Origin of the sequence: Mesorhizobium sp. M0771 (assembly GCF_040320155.1) — a bacterium.
Taxonomy (GTDB): Bacteria; Pseudomonadota; Alphaproteobacteria; order Rhizobiales; family Rhizobiaceae; genus Mesorhizobium.
The window spans coordinates 203,336-223,944 of the sequence record NZ_JAMYPC010000008.1; the positions used below are offsets into that span (position 1 = coordinate 203,336).

Annotated in this window: 14 protein-coding genes; 10 read left to right on the top strand and 4 right to left on the bottom strand. The window is 61.9% G+C overall.

What is annotated here, in order from left to right; translation table 11 throughout:
* Positions 1 to 56: 56 nt before the first annotated feature.
* The 5 genes from NKI05_RS15210 (at position 57) to NKI05_RS15230 (ending at position 6,716) form a co-directional block, all read left to right on the top strand.
* Complete coding sequence (locus tag NKI05_RS15210; RefSeq protein ID WP_023734251.1) at positions 57 to 2,240, top strand: pseudouridine synthase; 2,184 nt, start codon at positions 57 to 59, stop codon at positions 2,238 to 2,240.
* A 47-nt stretch (positions 2,241 to 2,287) separates the two neighbouring features.
* Complete coding sequence (gene rsmD / locus NKI05_RS15215; protein WP_023730465.1) at positions 2,288 to 2,842, top strand: 16S rRNA (guanine(966)-N(2))-methyltransferase RsmD; 555 nt, start codon at positions 2,288 to 2,290, stop codon at positions 2,840 to 2,842.
* A 96-nt stretch (positions 2,843 to 2,938) separates the two neighbouring features.
* A complete protein-coding gene (locus tag NKI05_RS15220) occupies positions 2,939 to 4,294 on the top strand; it encodes a M16 family metallopeptidase (RefSeq protein WP_023816286.1) in 1,356 nt (451 codons plus the stop codon).
* A 188-nt stretch (positions 4,295 to 4,482) separates the two neighbouring features.
* Positions 4,483 to 5,859: a M16 family metallopeptidase gene (locus NKI05_RS15225; protein ID WP_023697687.1), complete on the top strand. Its 1,377-nt coding sequence runs from the start codon at positions 4,483 to 4,485 to the stop codon at positions 5,857 to 5,859.
* The gene (locus tag NKI05_RS15230) at positions 5,856 to 6,716 is read left to right on the top strand and encodes a patatin-like phospholipase family protein (RefSeq protein WP_023816285.1); all 861 of its coding nucleotides are present in this window, start codon (positions 5,856 to 5,858) and stop codon (positions 6,714 to 6,716) included. Before NKI05_RS15225 ends, NKI05_RS15230 begins: the two co-directional genes overlap by 4 nt.
* 168 nt (positions 6,717 to 6,884) lie before the next feature.
* Here the strand turns inward: NKI05_RS15230 and NKI05_RS15235 are convergent, their stop codons facing one another.
* The 4 genes from NKI05_RS15235 to NKI05_RS15250 all read right to left on the bottom strand — a co-directional run bounded on the left by NKI05_RS15235 (position 6,885) and on the right by NKI05_RS15250 (position 12,746).
* On the bottom strand, positions 6,885 to 7,421 hold the full coding sequence (locus NKI05_RS15235; protein WP_023816284.1) for a dihydrofolate reductase family protein: 537 nt from the start codon (positions 7,419 to 7,421) through the stop codon (positions 6,885 to 6,887).
* A gap of 113 nt (positions 7,422 to 7,534) precedes the next feature.
* Positions 7,535 to 8,203 (bottom strand): 4'-phosphopantetheinyl transferase family protein, encoded by a 669-nt coding sequence (locus NKI05_RS15240; protein WP_023697684.1) that lies wholly within the window; start codon positions 8,201 to 8,203, stop codon positions 7,535 to 7,537.
* A complete protein-coding gene (locus NKI05_RS15245) occupies positions 8,200 to 8,658 on the bottom strand; it encodes a GNAT family N-acetyltransferase (RefSeq protein ID WP_023697683.1) in 459 nt (152 codons plus the stop codon). Before NKI05_RS15245 ends, NKI05_RS15240 begins: the two co-directional genes overlap by 4 nt.
* The gene (locus NKI05_RS15250; protein ID WP_023816283.1) at positions 8,658 to 12,746 is read right to left on the bottom strand and encodes a Pls/PosA family non-ribosomal peptide synthetase; all 4,089 of its coding nucleotides are present in this window, start codon (positions 12,744 to 12,746) and stop codon (positions 8,658 to 8,660) included. The genes NKI05_RS15245 and NKI05_RS15250 overlap by 1 nt, the downstream gene beginning before the upstream one ends.
* 561 nt (positions 12,747 to 13,307) lie before the next feature.
* Here NKI05_RS15250 and NKI05_RS15255 point away from each other — a divergent pair.
* From NKI05_RS15255 to NKI05_RS15275, 5 genes are all read left to right on the top strand, one after another.
* Positions 13,308 to 14,834: a hypothetical protein gene (locus NKI05_RS15255; protein WP_023736384.1), complete on the top strand. Its 1,527-nt coding sequence runs from the start codon at positions 13,308 to 13,310 to the stop codon at positions 14,832 to 14,834.
* Positions 14,835 to 14,843: 9 nt separating this feature from the next.
* Positions 14,844 to 15,923: a caspase family protein gene (locus NKI05_RS15260; protein ID WP_081727432.1), complete on the top strand. Its 1,080-nt coding sequence runs from the start codon at positions 14,844 to 14,846 to the stop codon at positions 15,921 to 15,923.
* A complete protein-coding gene (locus tag NKI05_RS15265; protein ID WP_155929743.1) occupies positions 15,910 to 17,784 on the top strand; it encodes a pYEATS domain-containing protein in 1,875 nt (624 codons plus the stop codon). The genes NKI05_RS15260 and NKI05_RS15265 overlap by 14 nt, the downstream gene beginning before the upstream one ends.
* A gap of 410 nt (positions 17,785 to 18,194) precedes the next feature.
* Positions 18,195 to 19,253 carry a LacI family DNA-binding transcriptional regulator gene (locus NKI05_RS15270; protein WP_023816280.1) on the top strand — a complete coding sequence of 353 codons (1,059 nt, stop codon included), beginning with the start codon at positions 18,195 to 18,197 and terminating at the stop codon, positions 19,251 to 19,253.
* 68 nt (positions 19,254 to 19,321) lie between these two features.
* Positions 19,322 to 20,563 (top strand): ABC transporter substrate-binding protein, encoded by a 1,242-nt coding sequence (locus NKI05_RS15275; protein WP_352537609.1) that lies wholly within the window; start codon positions 19,322 to 19,324, stop codon positions 20,561 to 20,563.
* Positions 20,564 to 20,609: the final 46 nt, after the last annotated feature.

Here is a 20,609-nt window from a genome sequence, read left to right on the forward strand (position 1 = left end):
TTTGCGCGTCCGAAAGGATGCGCCACGCTGTAGCAGCGCAACAAGGCAAAGGCCACATGGACGACAACGACAAGAAATCTCCGCGCCACAAAGGCCCGGGCAAAAGCGGCCCTGGAGCCGCGGGGCCGCGCCGCGATGGCGCCGCCGGCAAAAGCGGCAAACCCTCCTTCGGGGCCAAGAAACCCTATTCACCGCGAGGCGCCCGGCCCGCAGCGGCTGAGGGCGAGCGGCCCAAGCGCGATTTCAAAAGTGGCGACCGGCCATTCAGCAAAGGTCCGCGTTCCGAAGGCAAGCCCTTCGAAAAGCGCGAGGGACCGCGCAAGCCATATGCACCACGCGGTGACCGGCCGATGGCAGCCGAAGGCGAGCGCAAGCCGTATGAAAAGCGCGAAGGGCCGCGCAAACCCTATGCGCCGCGTGGGGATCGCCCTATGGCGGCCGAGGGTGAACGCAAGCCGTATGAAAAGCGCGAGGGGCCGCGCAAGCCTTATGCACCGCGCGGCGATCGGCCGGTTGCGGCCGATGGCGAGCGGCCAAAGCGCGATTTCAAGGGCGGCGATCGGCCGTTCAGCAAGGGGCCGCGTCCCGAAGGCAAGCCTTTCGAAAAGCGTGAAGGGCCTCGCAAGCCCTACGCACCGCGTGGCGATCGGCCTGCTTCCGCCGAGGGCGAAAAGCGTTTTGACCGGCCAAAGCGCGATTTTGGCGATCGCCCGCAGCGCGACGCCGGAGATCGTCCCAAGCGTGACTTCAGCGATCGCCCCAAGCGCGATTTCGGTGGTGACCGGCCGCAAGCATCTGGCGGCGCCTTCAAGCCGCGCCCGCGTCCGGCAGATGCGGAAGAAGCCGGCGAGCGTATCGCCAAGCGGTTGGCCCGCGCCGGCCTGGCGTCGCGCCGCGACGCCGAAGACCTGATCGCGGCGGGCCGTGTCAAGGTCAACAACCGGGCTTTGACCTCGCCGGCCTTCAACGTCATGCCGGGCGACATCATCCATCTCGACGGCATGGAGATCCCGCCGATCGAGCGCACCCGCCTGTTCCTGTTTCACAAGCCTGCCGGCGTCGTTACCACCAACCGCGACCCCGAGGGCCGCAAGACCGTGTTCGACGTGCTGCCGGCCGAATTGCCACGGCTGATGACCATCGGCCGCCTCGACATCAACACCGAAGGCCTGCTGCTGCTCACCAACGATGGCGGTCTGTCGCGCGTGCTCGAACTGCCTGCCACTGGCTGGCTGCGCCGTTACCGCGTGCGCGTTCATGGCAAGGTCGAGGAAAGCATGCTCGCAGGCCTGCGTGAAGGCATTGCCGTCGACGGCGTCTTCTACGGCGCCATCGAGGCGACGCTCGATCGTGAACAAGGCACCAACGCCTGGCTGACGATCGGCCTGCGCGAAGGCAAGAACCGCGAAGTGAAGAACATCCTTGGATCGCTCGGCCTCGACGTGACGCGGCTGATCCGTATCTCCTACGGACCGTTCCAGCTCGACGATCTCGCCGAAGGCCATGTGCTGGAGATCAAGGGCCGCGTCTTGCGCGACCAGCTCGGCGAGCGGCTGGTCGAGGAATCCGGCGCCAATTTCGACGCCGAGATCATCAAGCCGTTTTCCAACCAGCCGGTGCGGCGAGAGCGTGACGCGGAGCCGGAACGGCCGAAAGTCACCCGCGAGGGCGACCATCGGCCGATCGGCGAGGGCGGTCTGATCAAGAACCGCAAGCGCCGCGAAGGCAGCCGCGACGAAGCGCTCGGCAAGCTGTCGACCAGTCCCGAAAGGGGCGCGAGGCCGGAAAAGAGCTTTGGCGAACGCGGCCCGAGACCCGAGCGCAGCGAGTTTTCGGACAAGCCGCGCAGCGAGTTTCGCGAAAAGCCGCGCGGCGATTTTGGCGACAAGCCCCGTGGGGGCTTCGGCGACAAGCCGCGCGGCGCCTTTGGTGACAAACCGCGCGGCGGCAAGAAGCCCGAGCGCGAGCAGCGGCCGATCGATCCGCCGGGCCAGCGCAAGGCTAATGTCTGGATGGCGCCGGGCGCGCGTCCGATCGGCAAGGGCAGGGCGGAAGCCGATGCCGCCAAGGCGGCCGAGGCCAAGGCGCGCAAGGCGTCGTTCAAGCCGTCCTATGGCAAGCCGTCCTATGGCAAGCCGGGCGGAGCCAAGCCGTTCGGCAAGCCGGGTGGCGAGCGTCCGGATGGCGGTCGGGGCGGCGAGCGGCCACGCAACGGTCCCAAGGGCCCGAGGACCAGATGATGCCGGGACTTAAATGAGATCCGGCCTTAAATGAGACCCGGGCATAAATGAGAATCGTCGGCGGCCAATTTCGCGGGCGTCCGCTGGCGACGCCGCGCGACCATGCCATCCGCCCGACGACCGACCGCGCCCGCGAGGCCGTCTTCAACGTGTTGGCGCACCGCTTTGCCGACAAGCTCGACGGCGCGCGTGTGCTCGACCTTTTCGCCGGCACCGGCGCTCTCGGCCTCGAAGCGCTGTCGCGCGGCGCTTCCTATGGCGTCTTTATCGAAGAATCGGCCGAAGGGCGCGGCCTGATCCGCACCAATGTCGAAGCTTTTGGCCTTACCGGCCGCACCAAGATCTTCCGCCGCGACGCGACCGCCCTGGGTGAGGCCGGTACGCTTGCGGCATTCGGCCTGGTCTTCGCCGATCCGCCCTATGGCAAGGGCCTTGGCGAGCGCGCCCTGCGCTCGGCCAGGGATGGCGGCTGGCTGCTGCCAGGCGCGCTGTGCGTGGTCGAGGAAGCCGCCTCGGCGCCCTTCGAGATTGGGCCGGAATTCTCGGTGCTTGATGAACGAAACTACGGCGAGACGGTGATCCGGTTCGTCGAGCTTGCGTAAGGGTGGGGCGACCGGCGCCTTCAAAATGACGCACAATTCACTTTGCCTCCCCGGCTAACCTTGCCTATCGTCGCGCGATAACAACCGGAGCCATCAATGACATTTCATACTGAATGGCTGCGGAGAGCCTTGCTCGCCACCGCGCTGACCATGGCCGGCCCCGCCCTGGCCGCGGATGATGGCAAGGTGGCCAACTTCCTGCTCGACAATGGCATGGAGGTGGTGGTCATTCCCGATCATCGCGCCCCCATCGTCACCCATATGGTGTGGTACAAGATCGGCAGCGCCGACGAGCCCCCAGGCAAGTCCGGCATAGCGCACTTCTTCGAACACCTGATGTTCAAGGCCACGACCAACCACGCCGCGGGCGAGTTCGACCGCGCCATATCGGCCATCGGCGGCTCCAACAACGCCTTCACCTCATATGACTACACTGCCTTCCACGAGACGGTGGCGCCCCCGGCACTTGGTGAGATGATGAGCTTCGAGGCCGATCGCATGCGCAACCTCATCTTGACCGACGAGGTCATCAAGACCGAGCGCGACGTGATCCTGGAAGAGCGCCGCTCGCGCATCGACAGCAATCCGCAGGCGGTGCTCGACGAAGAGGTCGACGCGACGCTCTGGCAGAACCAGCCCTACCGCATTCCGGTGATCGGCTGGATGCAGGAGATGGAGCAGTTGAACCGCACCGATGCGGTTGCCTTCTATGACAAATACTACCGCCCCAACAATGCGGTGCTGATCGTGGCCGGCGATGTCGAGCCGGAGGTCGTGAAGGCGCTGGCCGAAAAAACCTATGGCAAGGTCGCGCGCGGTCCCGACCTGCCCCCGCGCATCCGCCCGGTCGAGCCGGAGCAGAACACCAAGCGCACGGTGACGCTCACCGATGGGCGCGTTTCGGTGCCGAGCTTTTCGACGCAATGGGTGGTTCCGTCCTACCACACGGCAAAACCCGGCGAGGCCGAGGCGCTTGACCTGCTGGGAGAGATCCTTGGCGGCGGCAGCCGCAGCAGGCTCTACCAGCAACTCGTGGTCAAGCAAGGCATCGCATCGGCGACCGGCGCCTTCTTCCAGGGTACGATGCTCGACGCCACCAATTTCACCGTCTATGGCGCGCCGCGCGGCGACGCCAAGCTGAGCGACGTCGAGGCGGCCGTCGACGCCGAGATCGCCCGCATCGTCAAGGACGGCGTCACCGCGGACGAGCTGGAGAAGGCCAAGGCCCGCTATATCAGGGCCATGATCTTCGCCCGCGACAAGCAGGACGAGATGGCCAATCTCTACGGCGCCGAGCTCGCCACCGGCGGCAACGTCAGGGATATCGAGGAATGGCCGGACCGCATTCGCAAGGTCACCGCCGATGAGATCAAGGCGGTCGCCGCACGCTATCTGCTGCTCGACCGTACGACGACCGGCTATCTCTTGCCGCAGCAACAGGCGGGGAATTGATGATGACGAGATTGAGCGTTAGCGCTGCCCCTCACCTGCCTGCCGGCATCCTCTCCCCCTATAGTGACGGGGAGAGGGGCGCTGTCATCGTCGATTTCGCCAACCATCAGCGTCGTAAGAAGAGCGCCAGCGTCGCGGCGAGACCCCTTCTCCCCGTCACTATACGGGGAGAAGTGCCCGGCAGCGCGATGAGGGGCGGAGCTGACCTTGGTGATCAATGGCCTGATGCGATTACTCATAGGCGCATCGCGGTTCTCCACGTCTTCGCCACACTGTTCCTCGGCATCTTCTTCCTCATCCTGCCGGCGCTTGCCGCGCACGCGATGGACATTCAGCCGGTGACCTCATCGAAAGGCGTCAACGCCTGGCTGGTCGAGGACCACTCCATTCCGATCGTCGCCATCCGCTTCGTCTTCGATGGCGGCTCGACGCAGGATCCGGCGGGGCGGGAAGGGCTGGTCAATCTGATGACCGGCCTATTCGACGAGGGCGCCGGCGACCTCGACAGCGAGGCCTTCCAGATCAAGCTTGACGATGCCGGCGCCGAAATGGGCTTCGAAGCGGCGCGCGACGGCACCTATGGCGCGATGCGGATGCTGGCCGAGCAGAAGGATGCGGCCTTCGACCTGCTCAGGCTGGCGGTCACCAGCCCGCGCTTCGACCAGGCGCCGATCGACCGTATCCGCGCCCAGATCCTGTCCGGCATCATCGCCAATGAGCGTGACCCCAACACCGTCGCGCAAACCAAATGGCTGCGCGCCATCTATGGCGACCATCCGTATTCCAGGCCCGACCAGGGCACCAAGGACAGCATCGCCACCATCACGGCAGCGGATCTGGCTGCCTTCCACAAGGCCAATTTCGCCCGCAGCGGCCTGCATGTTGCGGTGGTCGGCGACATAGATGCCGCGACGCTGAAACGGAAGCTCGATGAGGTCTTCGGCGATCTGCCGGAAAAGCAGGTGCTGCAACCGGTTGCCGATACCGAGCTGAAGCTCGGCCAGCAGCTCGAGGTCGACTACGACCTGCCGCAGACCTCGCTGCAGTTTGCCTACCCCGGTGTGAAGCGCGATGCGCCGGATTTCTTCCCCGCGGTGCTGATGAACCAGATTCTCGGCGGCGGCACCTTCACCTCGCGCCTCTATGACGAGGTGCGGGAAAAGCGCGGCTTGGCCTACTCCGTCGATTCCAACCTGGTCGACCACCAGCATTCCAATGCGCTGATCATCACCACGGCGACGCGTTCCGACCGCGCCGCCGAGACGCTCGCCATCGTCAAGGAGGTGGTCAAGAAGATGGCGCAGGAGGGGCCGACCGAGGCCGAGCTGGACGCGACCAAGAAATACATGGTCGGCTCCTATGCTATCAGCAATCTGGATTCTTCCAGCGCCATTGCCGCGACCCTGGTGGAATTGCAGCTCGACAATCTCGGCATCGACTACGTGCAGCGCCGCGCGGCGCTCATCAACGGCGTGACGCTCGATCAGGTCAAGGCAGCGGCGAAGAAGCTGCTGACGCCGGCGCCCGCGATCATGAGCATCGGGCCGAAGCTGGAGGCCAAATGACAGGTCCGACTTTCGGTATCGCCTTTGGCGGCGGCGGCGCGCGCGGCCTCGCCCATATCCACATCGTCGAGGCGCTGGACGAGCTCGGCATCAAGCCCGTGGCCATCGCCGGCTCCTCGATCGGCGCCATCATGGGCGCCGGCATGGCCTCGGGCATGAGCGGAAAGGACATCGAGGACTACGCCCGCTCGATCCTCGGCCGCCGCGCCGAGGTGGCGGCGCGCATGTGGCGCTCGCGTCCCGGCACCATCGCCGAGGCGATGCAGGGCGGCATCCGCGTCAGCCAGTTCAACATAGAGCGCATCTTGAAGGCGTTCCTGCCGGAAGCCATCCCGGAAACCTTCGCCGAGCTGATGATCCCGCTCAAGGTGACGGCGACGGACTATTTCGGTCACAAGCTGGCCGTCTTCGACGAGGGCGACCTGCATTCGGCGCTCGCCGCCTCGGCTGCCATTCCCGCCGTGTTCCGCCCGGTGACGCGCGACGACCGCGTGCTGATCGACGGCGGCATCTACAATCCGGTGCCGTTCGACCTCATCGAAAACGCCGCCGACATCATCATCGCCATCGACGTCGTCGGCGCGCCTAGCGAGGCCGAGCGCAAGCACCCGACCACGGTCGACCTGATGTATGGCGCCACGCAATTGATGATGCAGTCGATCATCGCCCACAAGCTGAACCAGCGCCCCCCCGACATACTGATCCGCCCGCCGGTGTCGAAATACCGCGTGCTCGATTTCATGAAGATCGACACGCTGCTGGCCGAGACGCAGGAGGTCAAGGACGAACTGAAGCGCGAGGTGGAAAGAGTGGTCGAGGCGCGTGCCAAGGGCAAGCGGGGGAAGAAAGTAGGGTGAGCTGCCGATCTCCCCCCTCGAGGGGGAGATGGCCGGCAGGCCAGACGGGGTCGTCTCGCGTGAAGCTAGACCTCCTACTGTCGATAGGAGGTTGCGTCAGGACGGACCGACCGCCTCTGTCGCCTTCGGCGACATCTCCCCTCAAGGGGAGATTACCCCACCAGCGTCTCACACCCTCCCAGCCGCATATTCCAGCGCCACCACGCCATTGCTGAACTGTACGGTCGAGATCGGCTCCAACGCCACCGGCATATCGGGCGGGAACAGCTTCTTGCCCTCCCCGACGGAGCCAGGGTAGCTCAGCAGCCTGACGCGATCGACCAGACCATGGCGCAGCAATTCCCGCGCGACGCTCAGGCTGCCATGCACATAGATGTTGCCGCCGCTGCCTTGCTTCAGCGCCCGAACCGCTTCCGGCAACGCACCCTTCAGCAACTCGGCCGGTTTCCAGTCGAGTGCCTTCGGGCTTGTCGACGCGACATATTTCGGCAGCGCATTGAACCGGTCGGCGAAGTCTCCGGTTTCCTTGGGCCAAGAGCCGGCAAAAATCTCGTAGGTCGTGCGCCCCAGAAGCATGGCCCCGCTGTCGGCAAGCTCGTCCTCCTTGAACCTTTGCATCTCATCGTTCCAGGTCACGCTGGGCAGCTTCTCGACCTCGGCGATGCCATCGATGCTGATGAACTCGGTGATAATAAGGTTTCTCATGGCGCTCTCCTTCTTCTGTCAAAGGACGAACCGTGTGAGCCTTTTGCGACCGCTCTGCGAAAAAAAAGCGCTTTGTTGAGCAGGCGTTGCTGTCGGGCGCTGGCCCATCGCGCTTAAAGGGGGGCGCTTCGGACACCATCGACAAACGCCAGAACGACCACACACGGAGCAACGCAGTAAACCAGTCTCGCTCTGCGGCCCGTCTTCGTCACAGCGTCGCTTGCGTCGAGATCGACGGTGATGTCCTCATAGCCCAGCACTTCGCCATCAAGCGGGTAGGCGGCCTTGTAGACAGCTTCCTTGGCGGCAAAAAGGATGCGACCGGCAAGACACAAGTCGGTTGCGTCGATCCGGTCAGCGGGGACTGCAACCAGCGCGAAGATGTCGTCGGGCAGGGGCAAAGCGGGCTCGATATCGATGCCGAGCGAGGCGACGTGGGAGAGCGGCGCGACGGCCGCCACGGCTATCTCGTCGTCGTGAGCCAGCGACCCCGTTACTCCATGAGGCCATACCGGTGCGCCGGAGGAGCCGCGGAGGATAGCGACGTCGTTCAAGCCCATATCCGCCAGCAGCTCGTGCGCGATCCACCGCGCCGCGCCACTCGCCCGCCGCATCAGCGGCAGGCGTGACGGGATGGAGCGTGCTTCCTGCGGCAGCAAATGGTTCTCATCGCCTTCGCGGATCGTGCGGCATCCGATCCGAACGCCGGCCGGTGCCATGGCGGCCATCGCCGCCAGCAACTGCGCCGACAGGCTGGCACCGGCATCGAGCCGGCGCGTCATGGCTGTTCGCCCCGCAGAGCGAGGTCGGCGATCATTTCCCCGTCCTCGTCGGGCCCTTCTTCGACGAAACCGGCAGCGCGATAGAGGCGGCGTGCCGCTTCATTCCCAGGTTCGTAGCAGATCGAAACGTGGCTGATGTGGCCGAGCCGCATGATTTCATCCAGCACTTCGCGCAAAGCGGCCTTGCCGTAGCCTTGGCCCTGATGGACGCGATCGATCATGAAGCGGTAGATCCGCGCCTCGTCGTCGTCCTGCGGCGCCTCGTACATCAGGAAACCGACGACGCGATCCCCTGCCATGACGACGCGCGGCCGAGCGTCCCCGTCGCTTTCGGCTTCGTCCAGCGACTCCGCATTGCTGGCGACGAAATCCATCTGATCCGCAGCCAGTTCCAGAGCCGCGACCAGGGCCCGGTTGGCCCCGGTCACCGAAACGAGGCGGATGTCTGCGCTCATCAAGCCGTTGCCTTGACGCTATCCTCCGGCACCGGCGTGACGAAGCGATGCAGCTTGGCCGGGTTGCCCCGCCAGATCGAGTTGGGCTCCAGCTCTTCGCCCTTCATCACGAAGGAGTCCGCATCGACCATCGAGCCTTTGCCCATCACCACGCCGTAGTGGACAAAGGCGGAAGGCCCGAGCGTGCAGCCATCGCAGATGCGGATGAAATCGGACTTGAACGCGCCTTCTTCCAGCGAATGGGCCTGGATCACGCAGCCCTCGTTGAGCGTGACGTCGTCGCCGATCTCGACCAGCGAACGCTCGGTCAAATTGCTGCCGCCGTCATAGACCCGGCTGCCGACCTTGACGCCGAGCAGGCGCAGGATCATCGGCCGGAACGGCGTGCCGGCAAACAGGCGCACGATCGGCGAATCCGCCAGCTTCCAGTGGCGTTCGTGGCGCCAGAAGGCGACGTCGTAGATCGTCGTCATCTGCGGCTTCAGCCGGCCAAAGCCAAGGCTTGCCCGCTCGACCAGAATGTAGAACGGAATGGTGATCGCCGAGGTCAAAAGCACGGCGGCGAACAGGGCGACCTCCGCCCATTCCGTATAGTAGTTCAGCGCCCGGTCCCAGATCGCCAGCGTGACGAACAGCATGACCCATTGCGTTGCCAGGAACAGAAGAATGGTCACCAGGTTGTGGCGGTTCTTGTGCGGGATGCGCCGGCGCCGGTCGGCCTCGTCGACGCCGGCGATAAGCTCCTTGTCGCGGTTCACCATGCGCGGGATTTCAAACGCAGGCGAACCGAGAAGGCCGACATTCTCGCGCACCGGCCCGTCGATGGGGATCATCACCTTGGTGCCGAGCAGCACGTTGTCGCCGGTGCGGCCGTCCGGCGGATAGTAGATGTTGTTGCCGAGATAGTTGCGTTCGCCGATGCGCGTCGGCTCGAGCCTGAAGGCCGAGGCGGACTTGTGCATGTTGATCATGAACAGCCCGTCCGAGACCATGGTCTCCGTGCCGATCTCGCACAGAAGCGGGTTTTCGTGCTGCTGGTTGGAGCCGAAATTGGAACCGGTCTGCACCACTCTGTTGAGGTTCCAGCCGATGGCGCGCATGTAGTGCACGATCGCCGAGCTGTCGCCGGCCAGGAGCCCGAGCACGCGGGAATTGCTGGCGAATTCGGCGACGGTCTGCAGCCAGTAGCGGAAACCGTAAAGCGTGTAGGTGCGGCCCGGCTTCAAGATCAGGCTCGTCAGGCGCGGCACCAGCGTCGCTGCCAGGAAAGCCGCCGCGATATAGCCGAAAAGCGTGACCGTGGTGCCGATTGCGACAAGGCCGATCGTCTCCTGATAGTCGTCGCCGACATATTCCCAGTAGCTGTGGAACAGGAGCGGCAGCGGGGTGACGAGGCCAAACAGGCCGACCAGCTGCAGCGCTTCATAGAGGAAGCGCCGGACCTGGTAAGGATTGACATTGCGCACCTTGCAATAGTCCGCCGTGGTCGGCACCGCCGGCGATCCATGCCAGTGCTCGCCGTCGGGAATGCTTTGCCCGCGATGCAGCGAGGACGAATGGCCGAGCTGGGCGCCGTTGCCGATCCTGGTGTCGATGTCGAGCGTGGAGCCGACGCCGACGAAGGCATCGCGGCCGATGGTCAGCGGCCCGGTGTGGATATAACCGGACTGGGCCCTGAAGCCGAGGATCATCGATTCCTTGCGCAGGATGGTGTTGGCGCCGATGGAAATAAGATCCGTGCAGACGGGCACGGACTTCGATTCGATGACGGCGTTTTTCCCGAGTTTGGTGCCGAGCAGCTGCAGATAGAGGCTGTAGAGCGGGCTGCCGCGGAACAGCACGACGGGTGCGGTGCGGATCAACGTCTTGACCACCCAGAAGCGGAAGTAGCGCACGCCCCAGATCGGAAACGCCTCGGCCTTCCAGCGGCCGATGAGCACCCATTTCGCCAGGACTGCAAAGCCCGACATGCCGAAGAACACGGCGGCCGAGAGCGCCACGCACCGGATATAGAGCTGCAGCGGATCGTCGAGCGCGTCATACATCCAGTTGAGGCCGTCATTGATCGCCCAGAGCGCCACGTAGCTGTAGAGGCCGTAGAACGAAAGCTGCGCCGCGCCGCAGGTCCAGTAGGCGAAATTCGAGGCCCGGCGGGTGAGGACCGGCTCGTTGGTTGCCGTCGTCATCTCCTCCGCTACCCCCAGATGCAGCGCCAGGCGCGCCACTGTGGGATAGAGATAGATGTCGCGCATCGACGTCGTCGCCCATTCCTTCCTGGTGCGCACGCGCGCGCAGAAATGCGCCATCAGCAAGGAGTTGGCGCCGAGATCGTCGAAGAAGTGATCCTCGACCGACACCGCGTCGAATTTCAGCACCGTGGCCAGCGCTTCCGCCAGGAAACGCTCGTCCTCATTGGCGGGCGGCACAATCGTGCGATCGGCCGAAAGCCGGATGCTCGTCGGCTTCGGCAGTTGGCGCAGGTCTACCTTGTTGGAGACGGTCATCGGGATGGCAGGCAGTTCCTCCAGATAGGCGGGCACCATGTAGTCGGGCAGCCGCCGCTTCATCGTCTGGGCGAGATCCGCACGGGAAACCGCCGCTACGCCGGTTTTAAGCGCGTAATAGGCAACGAGTTCGACGCGGCCGGGCTCGATCTCCCAGGTGGTGACGGCGGCCTGCGCGATCTCGGGCTGGTCGAGCAGCACCGCCTCGATCTCGCCGAGCTCGATGCGATATCCGCGAATCTTCACCTGCGTGTCGATGCGCCCGGCATACTCGATCTCGCCGCTATCGTTGATCCGGCCAAGATCGCCGGTGCGGTAGATGCGCTGCGACGGGTTGTTCGGCAGGCCGACGAAATCGGCGATGAATTTCTGGTCGGTCAGGTCCGGCCGGTTCAGATAACCGACGGCGAGCCCGATGCCGGCAATGCCGATCTCGCCCAGTTCACCGGGCTCGGCAAGTTGCGGCAGCGAAGCGTCGAGAATGACGATCGAGTAAGTCGGCAACGGCGCGCCGATTGTGACGGGACGGTCCGGCGTCAGCGCCCCCATCGTTGCGGTGACGGTCGCCTCGGTCGGGCCATAGGTGTTGAGGATCTGCCGGCCCGGCTTCGACCAGCGCACCACCAGATTGTGCGGGCAGGCCTCGCCGCCCACCAGAAGCGTGCGCAGGCTGGGAACGTCCGATGTCATCGATGACAACAATGTCGGGCTGCAGGCCATGCAGGTGATGTCATGGAGGCGCAGGAAATCCGCCAGTTCCTCGCCCACCAGCGGCATCTGGCCAGGTGCCGGCACCACCGTCGCGCCGGCGACGAACGGCACCCAGATCTCTTCGGAGGAAAAGTCGAAGGCAATGGTCATGCCCTGATAGACCCGGTCGCCCGGCCGGTAGCCATAGGAGGCGGCGGCGACGTGTATGAAATTGACGAAACTCTGGTGCGTGATGACCACGCCCTTGGGCTTGCCGGTGGTGCCCGAGGTATAGAGGATGTAGCAGATGTCGTCGGTCGCCTGCTGCTTCGGCGGCGCGGGCGACTGTGCGGAGATTTCGGCGGCGGCGCTGTCGATCAGCACATGGGGAACGGGCAGTTGACCGGCGCGCGACGCATAAGCGGCGATGGTGACGATCATGCTGACGGCGGCGTCTTCGATGATCAGCGCCATCCGCTCTTCAGGGAATGCGGTGGCCAGCGGCACGAAGGCAGCCCCCGCCTTCATCGCCGCCAACAACGCGACATAGGTCTCCGCCGACCGGTCGAGAATGAGCCCGACCCGGTGACCCGGCCGCACGCCGTGCTTGATCAGCATGCGGGCGCACTGGTTGGCACGGCTGTTCAGCTCCTGATACGTCCAGACACGCCCGTCCGAAATCACCGCCGGCAACGCGGCGAAGGTGACAGCGAGCTGCTCGAACACCGTATCGAGCCGCTCACCCGGCTGCCGGGCAAAGTCGGCGCCCGTCAGGATTTGGCCGCGCGCGCCCTTTGTCACGCCGTGAGCGATCCTTGCCAGCGCATCGATGCCTGGCAGGCCGCCGATCGGCGTTGCCGCGTCCAGTCCGGCGATATCGTAGTCCATTTCCATACTCTCTCGTCCTGGCCGGGCACCGCCCGGCTGTTCATGCCGCCGCGCGAGCAGGCATTGCGCCGCCGCTGCGATTTGACCGTTGTTTGTGGAGGACCGACGCTGCCAAAAAGGAAGAACCCGGAATCCCGACTGGGAAGCTTATGCCACCCGATCTTTTCGCCGGTTTTTCCGAACTGTTGAATTTTGTTTCTGGAGTGTGTCTGGGGGGCGGATCTCCCCTGCTGGCCCTTGCGGGGGAGCGGCTGCGCGCCTTACCAGCTCTTTGGTGTCGAAATACCGCGTGCTCGATTTGATGAAGATATCAAGGACGAACTGAGGGCGAAGGGCGGCAAGCGGAAGTGGGTAGCCGAATCAACTGGACCGGCCGCCTGTGGCCCCAGAGCAGACTCACATAGCTGAAGGCGCACAGAACCGCTTTGCGCCTCGTAGAGGGCGGCCGCATCAACGTCCTTGAGCGCCACCCCCCGCCGCTCCGCCAGCTTCTCTCAACTTTCCAACAAACATGGTGCGAAACTTGGAATTCTGTGCATATTGCTAACTCGTTGCATGGGGGGAGAAATGGCGACGACTATACTCCGTACATCTGATGGAAAGCTTGATTCCCAAGACTTGGAGTCGCTTGCCAATCTTGAGAAGCGCCTGGAACACGGATCCCGTAAATTACTCCTCTATTTACATGGAGGACTCGTCGATCAGAAAAGCGCCGAGGAAATGGCGACGCGCCTTTCCGCAGCCGGAGGCTTAAACCCTCCCGATGATTGGGAGCAAGTCTATGTCATCTGGAGAACTGGGGTCGCAGAGACACTGCGTGCCAACTGGCTCGACCTTTTCGAGAACGACCGGCTGTACCGCGCGCTCTTTAAAAAGCTGATGCCCTACATATCGGAGAAGCTTGGCGGACTAACCCCGGTAGGACGCGGCGGCGCCATCGTCAACCCGATGACCGACGACGAGGTGGAGGCTGCGCTCCAATCCCGATCGGATCATCCTTTCGCAGATTTGGAGGAAAAGCCTAGCGTTCCAGGTATCGCATCAAGCCGGGCCGCTGCGCTTGGTAACGTCTCCGATGATGACGTGGAAATGGAACTAGGAAAACGAATCGAACTTGATCCTGATTTGCAGAAGGTCTGTGCCAATATCGACACGTACATTGCTCGGAAAACCCTGGACGTCTCCAGAGGAAATCACGTCGCGGATGCGGTCCAAGGGGAGAAAACGTTCAGCAAAGTCAACACCGAAATCCAAAGTGAGTGGGAAGACCGTGATCAGGTGACCGGAAGGCCGCGAGCCCTCCTTATCGGTGGCAGTTTAATCAGCGTTGCCAAACACGGTGTTAGGATCGCCATTAGGGTTATCTCCCGAATGAGGAAGGGACGGGATCACGGTGTTCATGCCACCATAGCCGAGGAGATGGTTCGCGAATTCTACGGTGACCTGATTGGCTCCATCGTCTGGGGAATGATGGTGAAGGACGCCCGCGATCATTTTAATCCTGGCTCCGTGGGTCCTCGCTTGATAAGCGCCCTGTCCGGCGTCAAAGATCTCCAGTTGCTTGTCGTCGGGCATAGTGCCGGGTCAATTTGGGCGACGGAATTCCTTTCAGCTCGCAATGCGCCTGGTGTTCCTCCAGCGGACTTGGTGTTGCTTGCCCCCGCGATTCGGATCAAGAGGTTCGCCGACTTTCTGTCGAGCGCGCCCGATGCCATTCGCAATTTCCGGATGTTCATCATGTCGGATAAACTTGAGAGAGCCGACGTGCTACTCGGCAAAGGATATGGGTTCCTGTATCCCTCGTCGCTTCTCTATCTAGTTTCAGGGCTTTTCGAAAGCGAAGGCGAAGACGGTGCGTTCGATGCCGCACTTTTGGGCATGGACAGGTTTGTTGGCCAAGAGCCCCCGAAGTTATCCGATCAAAAAGAGATCGCTGCCCTGGAGAAAGTGCGGGCATTCCTCAATGCGGAGCCAAACCGCGTAATCCTATCCGAATCCAACGCCGGCGCGGGACTAAATTGCTTGTCTCATGCACACGGGGCTTTTGATGACGATCCTAAAACACTTGCTAGCGTGGCCACCTATTTGGGATAGGACAGTCTGATGGCAGCATGGGCTCTTGTGATTGGGATAAATGAATATCCAGAAGATGCCAAACTCACCAAGTTATATGGGGCGGTTGCTGATGCCGCCGACTTTGCAGATTGGGCACTCGATCCGGCAGGAGGCAATATTGCTCCTCAAAATATGTTCTTCTGGACCTATCCGGCTCCGGAGAATCCAGGACCGAATCTAGTAACGTTTATGAACAATCCGACGCTATGGCCGACGGTTGGGCCGGACTTCAGTAAGGCGCCTGGATACATAGAGATTATTCGTTCCATTCCAGCCATCACTGAAGAAGCAGTAAAGTCAGGAGCTCAAAGACTATACGTATTCTTTGCGGGCCATGGCGGGCAGACCAGACTGGAGTTTGCAACAGAGGAACCACAAAACTGTTTTATGGCAGGCGATTTCTCTGCAAACAGCATGTTAGCGCTGGGGTTGATAGGCTGCGACGACCTCCGACGATATCTTCAGCTTGTCGGCCCTCCCGAGTTGGTCCTGTTCTTCGATTGTTGCCGGAACCCATTGCCACTGAAGGTAGGAAAGCCACCTGCTCCTTATGATAGGGTGAACAATTCTCAACGGTTTGCCAGACTCGGAATTGGACGAGCAGCGCAGGACGAGCAAGTAGCCTATGAGGTTCCAAGTGCCGATCCAACCCGAGGCGCATTTTCGAAACTATTGATTGGTGGCCTCAGAGAGCATCGTGTGAACGGCCGATTGACCCTGAAAGACCTGGAAGAATTCGTGACGGTCGGTATTGCCGACTTGGTGAAACCGCCATTGGAGCAGTTTCCGGATTTTCTGGAGCGGCCGCGACCGCCGGCAATGGTGCTGGTCCAAGGACCTCCGTTGACGGGCTCCCTTACCTTGAATGTCACGTTCATCACCGTGCCAATCGGCACCGAATTTCAGGTGAGGAACGAAATCACCGAACTCGTTGCAACCGAGTTGGTTACGGACGGAGCGCATCATTTCGATCTGCCCATCGGCAGCTACTCCATTGAGCTCGCTGACGGCACGTTGTTAAAGGCATTCAACCATATTGGACCGGGAGCTACTGATGTCGACGTCTGATGGACATAGCTCGGAAGGAATTCTTAAAGTCATCGCGCCTAAGGGTGTAGCAATCTCAATAACTCATGGACCATTCAACGAAGTTGCCCAAGGCTTCAACTCCATTGATCGCCCGTTCCCCGAAGGTATCTATACGGTGCGCTACAATTCAGCGGGAAGGCTTACTGAACAGGTCGTTCGCGTATCGCGAAGAAACCCACTGTCAGTCGTCTACGACGGTACAGCCGACCGCGCGGAGGCGGAACAGGTCAGCAATGCCATCGAGCACGCTTTGGAACGCGGAGCCAACCTGGTGATCGCCATTGCGGGCGCTTCGAACTCGGCTCCATCTGTGAGCTTTCGCAAGGATTTCAAGCTAAGACCGAGTACCCAAGAAATCGGAAAAGACCTAAGAATAGGGGATCCCATCGTTTTGGGCTCCTACCTTTGCCTATTTGTCAGCGCTCAGCAAGGAGCATACAAGCTCAGTTATAAAACTGTCGATCGTATCTCAGTCGAACAGACTATATATCTGAATGCTGCCCGCACAACAGTAGCCATGATGAAAGCAATTCGTGCATCTCGTCCAGAAAAAACAAGGAACGAGTTCCAGTTCAGGTCTAGAGATGGAATCGATCCGGCGTCAACTCGAATATTTTCCGTCGGCATAGAAGAAAACGTGCACGCTGTCGAATTGTCAATCCGTCTTGCCGTAACTTTGCTGTCATGCTTGGCTAAAGGTAGTAATACGATTGAACCGGAACTTCTTAGGTTAATATCAGAAGGTCGAGACCCTTATTTCTTCCTGTACGCCACGGCGGCATTGCTCGGCCCCGTTGTGTTGCAGCCGAATGATAGGAGCTCAGAACGCTTTACCCTGGCCGAAGACGTCGTCTCCAAAGTCGAGAATCTTCTTGAAGTGCTGAAAGACTTTGAATTTTCCGCCGATGTTGACTGCGTCAGATGGCGGTTAGCTTTGGGAGAAAGCGGGCTCGGGCACACGAATCCGTTCAGTGACCTTTCGTTTCCGCCCATGCTTGAACGATGCTGGCGGTGGGCAACGGCTTGGAGCGCAACCCATATCTCTGAAGTCAATCTGTCGAGAGAGCTTTTAGCCGCTTCTCAAGCGAACGTGGGGTCGTTGCCTTGGTTGGTTTGGCGCCGCAAAGGCAATGCGGAGGGCCAGTCTCAAATAATGCCGATCATCGACAGCATTGAAAGCATCGTTCAGACCTTTGCCAACAATTTACGAACCTATAGCAATGGGCTGAGGTCTGAGACACCTTCCGTTGACAGAACGCCTAAGTCATACGAACTCCCCAATATCGATCTTTCGCGGTTCTCTGCCCCAACCCTGCAACTGGCCGCCAGCGCGCTTAGGCTCGGAGTTGAACAATCTGGTGCAAAGGAGCTCTTGCAGGAGTTGGCTGTTGCCCTGAAATCTCCAGTGTCGCTGATCGCTCAGCAAATGCAAACTGCCAACAACGAGGTTTTGGAATCGAGATCGTTCAGTGAAAATGCAACCTATGTGCTGTTGTCGTCAGATCCACTGAAGGGCAAATTTGGAGGGAGTCCCTCTGACAACGGCTATACTCTTTCCCTTCGATCGTGGGAAAGTTCGAACAATCCTGAGTTTCTTGCGCTATATATAGCGATCACTCGTGGTGCAAATTATGTCTTGCCCGATGGGATCGTGCGTTTCTACCTTCACCCGACCTTCAATCCTAGCGTTGAACCAGCCCGGTGGCTCAGACGTGAAGCGAAGATAACGCTATACGCAATGGGCGGATTCACGCTCGGGGCCCAAACTGAAGATGGCACCAGAGTTGAGTTGGACCTCGCACTCGATGACAGACTTCCCCAATGGTTTCGGGATAGATAGACCGGAAGAATATGGCTTATCGCTCTGCAGCGCGCCTTGGTCCTCGGCGTGGGTGCAGGATTGTGTTTTATTGCTGTTAAAACCGCGCCGCCAGTTGTGACGTCTGACAATCCGAACGTCAGCTTTGGCCCAACCATGCCAAAGCTGACGGTCCGCTTTCGGCCCAAACGGCGACATCAGAATATCTGCTCATGGCAACCGCTTTCTGGCGCAAATCGGTCATGTCGAACAACCTCGTCGATCGCGTCGCCCACTCACCCAACCCCCTTGCCATTCCCAAATTCTCATCCTAATCTCCCTTTGAGAAAACCTTTTCCCAAACCCCGCAACATCCGCCGATCCCCCACCGCGACACACCGCAGCCTTGTAAGAGAAAACCTTTTCCCAAATCGAGGACCGACACCCGCACCATGGCATCCGACACCTCGCCAACACCCGCCAAGCAACCCGTCACCCTCCGTCAGGTCGCGGCGATGGCTGGCGTCAGCGTGGCGACGGCGTCAAAAGCACTGAACGGGCAGGGGCGGATGACCGCCGAGACGCGGCAGCGCATTCGCGAGACGGCGCAGCGGCTTGGCTTTCGGCCCAACAGCCTGGCGCAGAGCCTGCTGCGGCGGCGCTCCTTTACCGTCGGCCTGTTGACCAATGACACCTATGGCCGCTTTTCGCTGCCGGTCATGTCGGGCATTTCGGATGCGCTGGTCGATGCCGGCGTTTCGGTGTTCATGTGCAATGTCGAGGACGACCCGCGGCTGGCGCAGCTGCATGTCGAGGCGATGCTGGACAAGCGCATCGACGGCATCATCGCCAGCGGCAAGCGCATCGACCGCCATCTGCCGGTCGACCTCGCCAATCTCGGCGTGCCCGTTATCTACGCGTTCAGCCAGCCCGATCCCGATGCCATCGCCTTCGTCTCCGACGATGCCGGCGGCGCGCGGCTGGCGGTCGAGCATTTTTGCCGCCTCGGGCGGCGGCGCATCGCCCATGTCAGCGGTCCCGCCAGTTTTGCCGTGGTGAATGAGCGGGCGCAGGCTTTTCGCGATGTGCTGGCCGCGCACGGCCTGCCGGTGACCGAGCCCTTGCTCGGCTCGTGGTCGGAAGCCTGGGGGCATGAAGCCGTCGGAAAGCTGTTCGACGGCCCAACGCTCTTCAACAAGAAGGGAGAGAAACCCGACGCCGTGTTTTGCGGCAACGACCAGATCGCGCGCGGCGTCATCGATGCGCTGCGCGAGCGCGGCTTAGACGTGCCTGGCGATGTCGGCGTCATCGGCTTCGACAATTGGGAGATCGTGGCCGAGGCAACCCGCCCGCCGCTGACCTCGGTCGACATGAACCTGGCGGCGCTCGGCCGCGAGGCCGGCCTCACTCTGCTTTCGCTCGTCGGCGGCCAACCCGCCGCGCCGGGCATTCGAAAACTGCCGTGCCGGCTGGTGGTGCGTCAGTCCTGCGGCCGTCCGCCGGACGGCTAGGAGAACGCGCGGCGCGATCCAAGAGCGCCGCAACAGGGAGGAGGAGAAAAACCATGAGGAGGAAAACCATGAAGACCATGATTACCGGGTTCGCGCTCGCCGCGAGCATCATTGCCTTGCCTGCAATGGCCGCCGACACCGCCAACATCTGGGTTCGCGCCGACGGCTCGAACTTCATGCCGCGCATCGTCGATGCCTTCAACAAGGGCCATGAGAACCAGGTCAAGCTGGACATCATTCCAAATGCCGAGATCATCCCGAAATATGGCGCCGCCGCCGCCGGCGGCACGGCGCCCGACGCGCTGTCGCTCGACCTGATCTACACGCCGTCCTTTGCCGCCGCCGGCCAGCTCGAAGACATCACCGACTGGGCGAAATCGCTGCCTTATTTCGCCAGCCTGTCGCCGGCGCACGTCAAGACCGGCACCTACAAGGACCACATTTACGGGCTGCCGTTCTCGGCCGACGCCTCGGTGCTGATCTGGAACAAGAAACTGTTCAAGCAGGCGGGGCTCGATCCCGACAAGGGGCCGGCCAACTGGGCCGAGATCGAGGCCGATGCCGAAAAGGTCAACGCGCTCGGTGGCGACATCAAGGGCTTCTACTTCTCCGGCAATTGCGGCGGCTGCAACATCTTCACCTTCACGCCGCTGATCTGGGCCTCGGGCGGCGACATCCTCTCCGAGGACGGCTCGAAGGCGACGCTCGACAGCCCGCAGCTGCGCGGCGCCATCGACCTCTACCGCTCGATGGTCAAGAAGGACCTGGTGCCGGCCGGCGCGCAGACCGACACCGGCGCCAACTTCTTTGCCGCCTTCGCCACCGGCAATATCGGCATTTCGCCGTCCGGCGCCTTCGCCATCGGCGCGCTCAACACGCAGTATCCGGACATCGATTATGGCGTCACCTTTCTGCCGGGCAAGGACAGCGGCTGGTCTTCGTTTGCCGGCGGCGACAATTTCGTCGTCACCAAGGGCACCAAGAAGCTCGCCGTGGTGAAGGAGTTTCTCGACTTCGCCTATTCGCTCGAAGGCCAGACCATCCTGGCCAAATACGGCAGCCTGCCGGTGCGCGGCGACATCGCCAAGGAGGCGCTGAAAGATCTCGATCCGCGCTACCAGATCGCCGCCGAAGCCATGGCCAAGGGCCGCACGCCCTATTCCGTGGTGTTCAACGACCTGATCAACTCGGCCAACGGTCCGTGGACGCAGATGATCAACGAGGTCGTCTTCGGCGACGACGTCGATGGCGCGATCGCCAATGCCCAAGAGACCATGCAGTCGATCATCGACCAGGCGCCGCAAAAGTAAGCGGCGCCGCCCCTACCTCCCCCTCGAGGGGAGGTCGGACCGCAGG

Coding starts and splice junctions, on each gene's coding strand:
- NKI05_RS15210 (WP_023734251.1), top strand. CDS start 57: ATGGACGACAACGACAAGAAATCTCCGCGCCACAAAGGCCCGGGCAAA.
- rsmD (WP_023730465.1), top strand. CDS start 2,288: ATGAGAATCGTCGGCGGCCAATTTCGCGGGCGTCCGCTGGCGACGCCG.
- NKI05_RS15220 (WP_023816286.1), top strand. CDS start 2,939: ATGACATTTCATACTGAATGGCTGCGGAGAGCCTTGCTCGCCACCGCG.
- NKI05_RS15225 (WP_023697687.1), top strand. CDS start 4,483: ATGAGGGGCGGAGCTGACCTTGGTGATCAATGGCCTGATGCGATTACT.
- NKI05_RS15230 (WP_023816285.1), top strand. CDS start 5,856: ATGACAGGTCCGACTTTCGGTATCGCCTTTGGCGGCGGCGGCGCGCGC.
- NKI05_RS15235 (WP_023816284.1), bottom strand. CDS start 7,421: ATGAGAAACCTTATTATCACCGAGTTCATCAGCATCGATGGCATCGCC.
- NKI05_RS15240 (WP_023697684.1), bottom strand. CDS start 8,203: ATGACGCGCCGGCTCGATGCCGGTGCCAGCCTGTCGGCGCAGTTGCTG.
- NKI05_RS15245 (WP_023697683.1), bottom strand. CDS start 8,658: ATGAGCGCAGACATCCGCCTCGTTTCGGTGACCGGGGCCAACCGGGCC.
- NKI05_RS15250 (WP_023816283.1), bottom strand. CDS start 12,746: ATGGAAATGGACTACGATATCGCCGGACTGGACGCGGCAACGCCGATC.
- NKI05_RS15255 (WP_023736384.1), top strand. CDS start 13,308: ATGGCGACGACTATACTCCGTACATCTGATGGAAAGCTTGATTCCCAA.
- NKI05_RS15260 (WP_081727432.1), top strand. CDS start 14,844: ATGGCAGCATGGGCTCTTGTGATTGGGATAAATGAATATCCAGAAGAT.
- NKI05_RS15265 (WP_155929743.1), top strand. CDS start 15,910: ATGTCGACGTCTGATGGACATAGCTCGGAAGGAATTCTTAAAGTCATC.
- NKI05_RS15270 (WP_023816280.1), top strand. CDS start 18,195: ATGGCATCCGACACCTCGCCAACACCCGCCAAGCAACCCGTCACCCTC.
- NKI05_RS15275 (WP_352537609.1), top strand. CDS start 19,322: ATGAAGACCATGATTACCGGGTTCGCGCTCGCCGCGAGCATCATTGCC.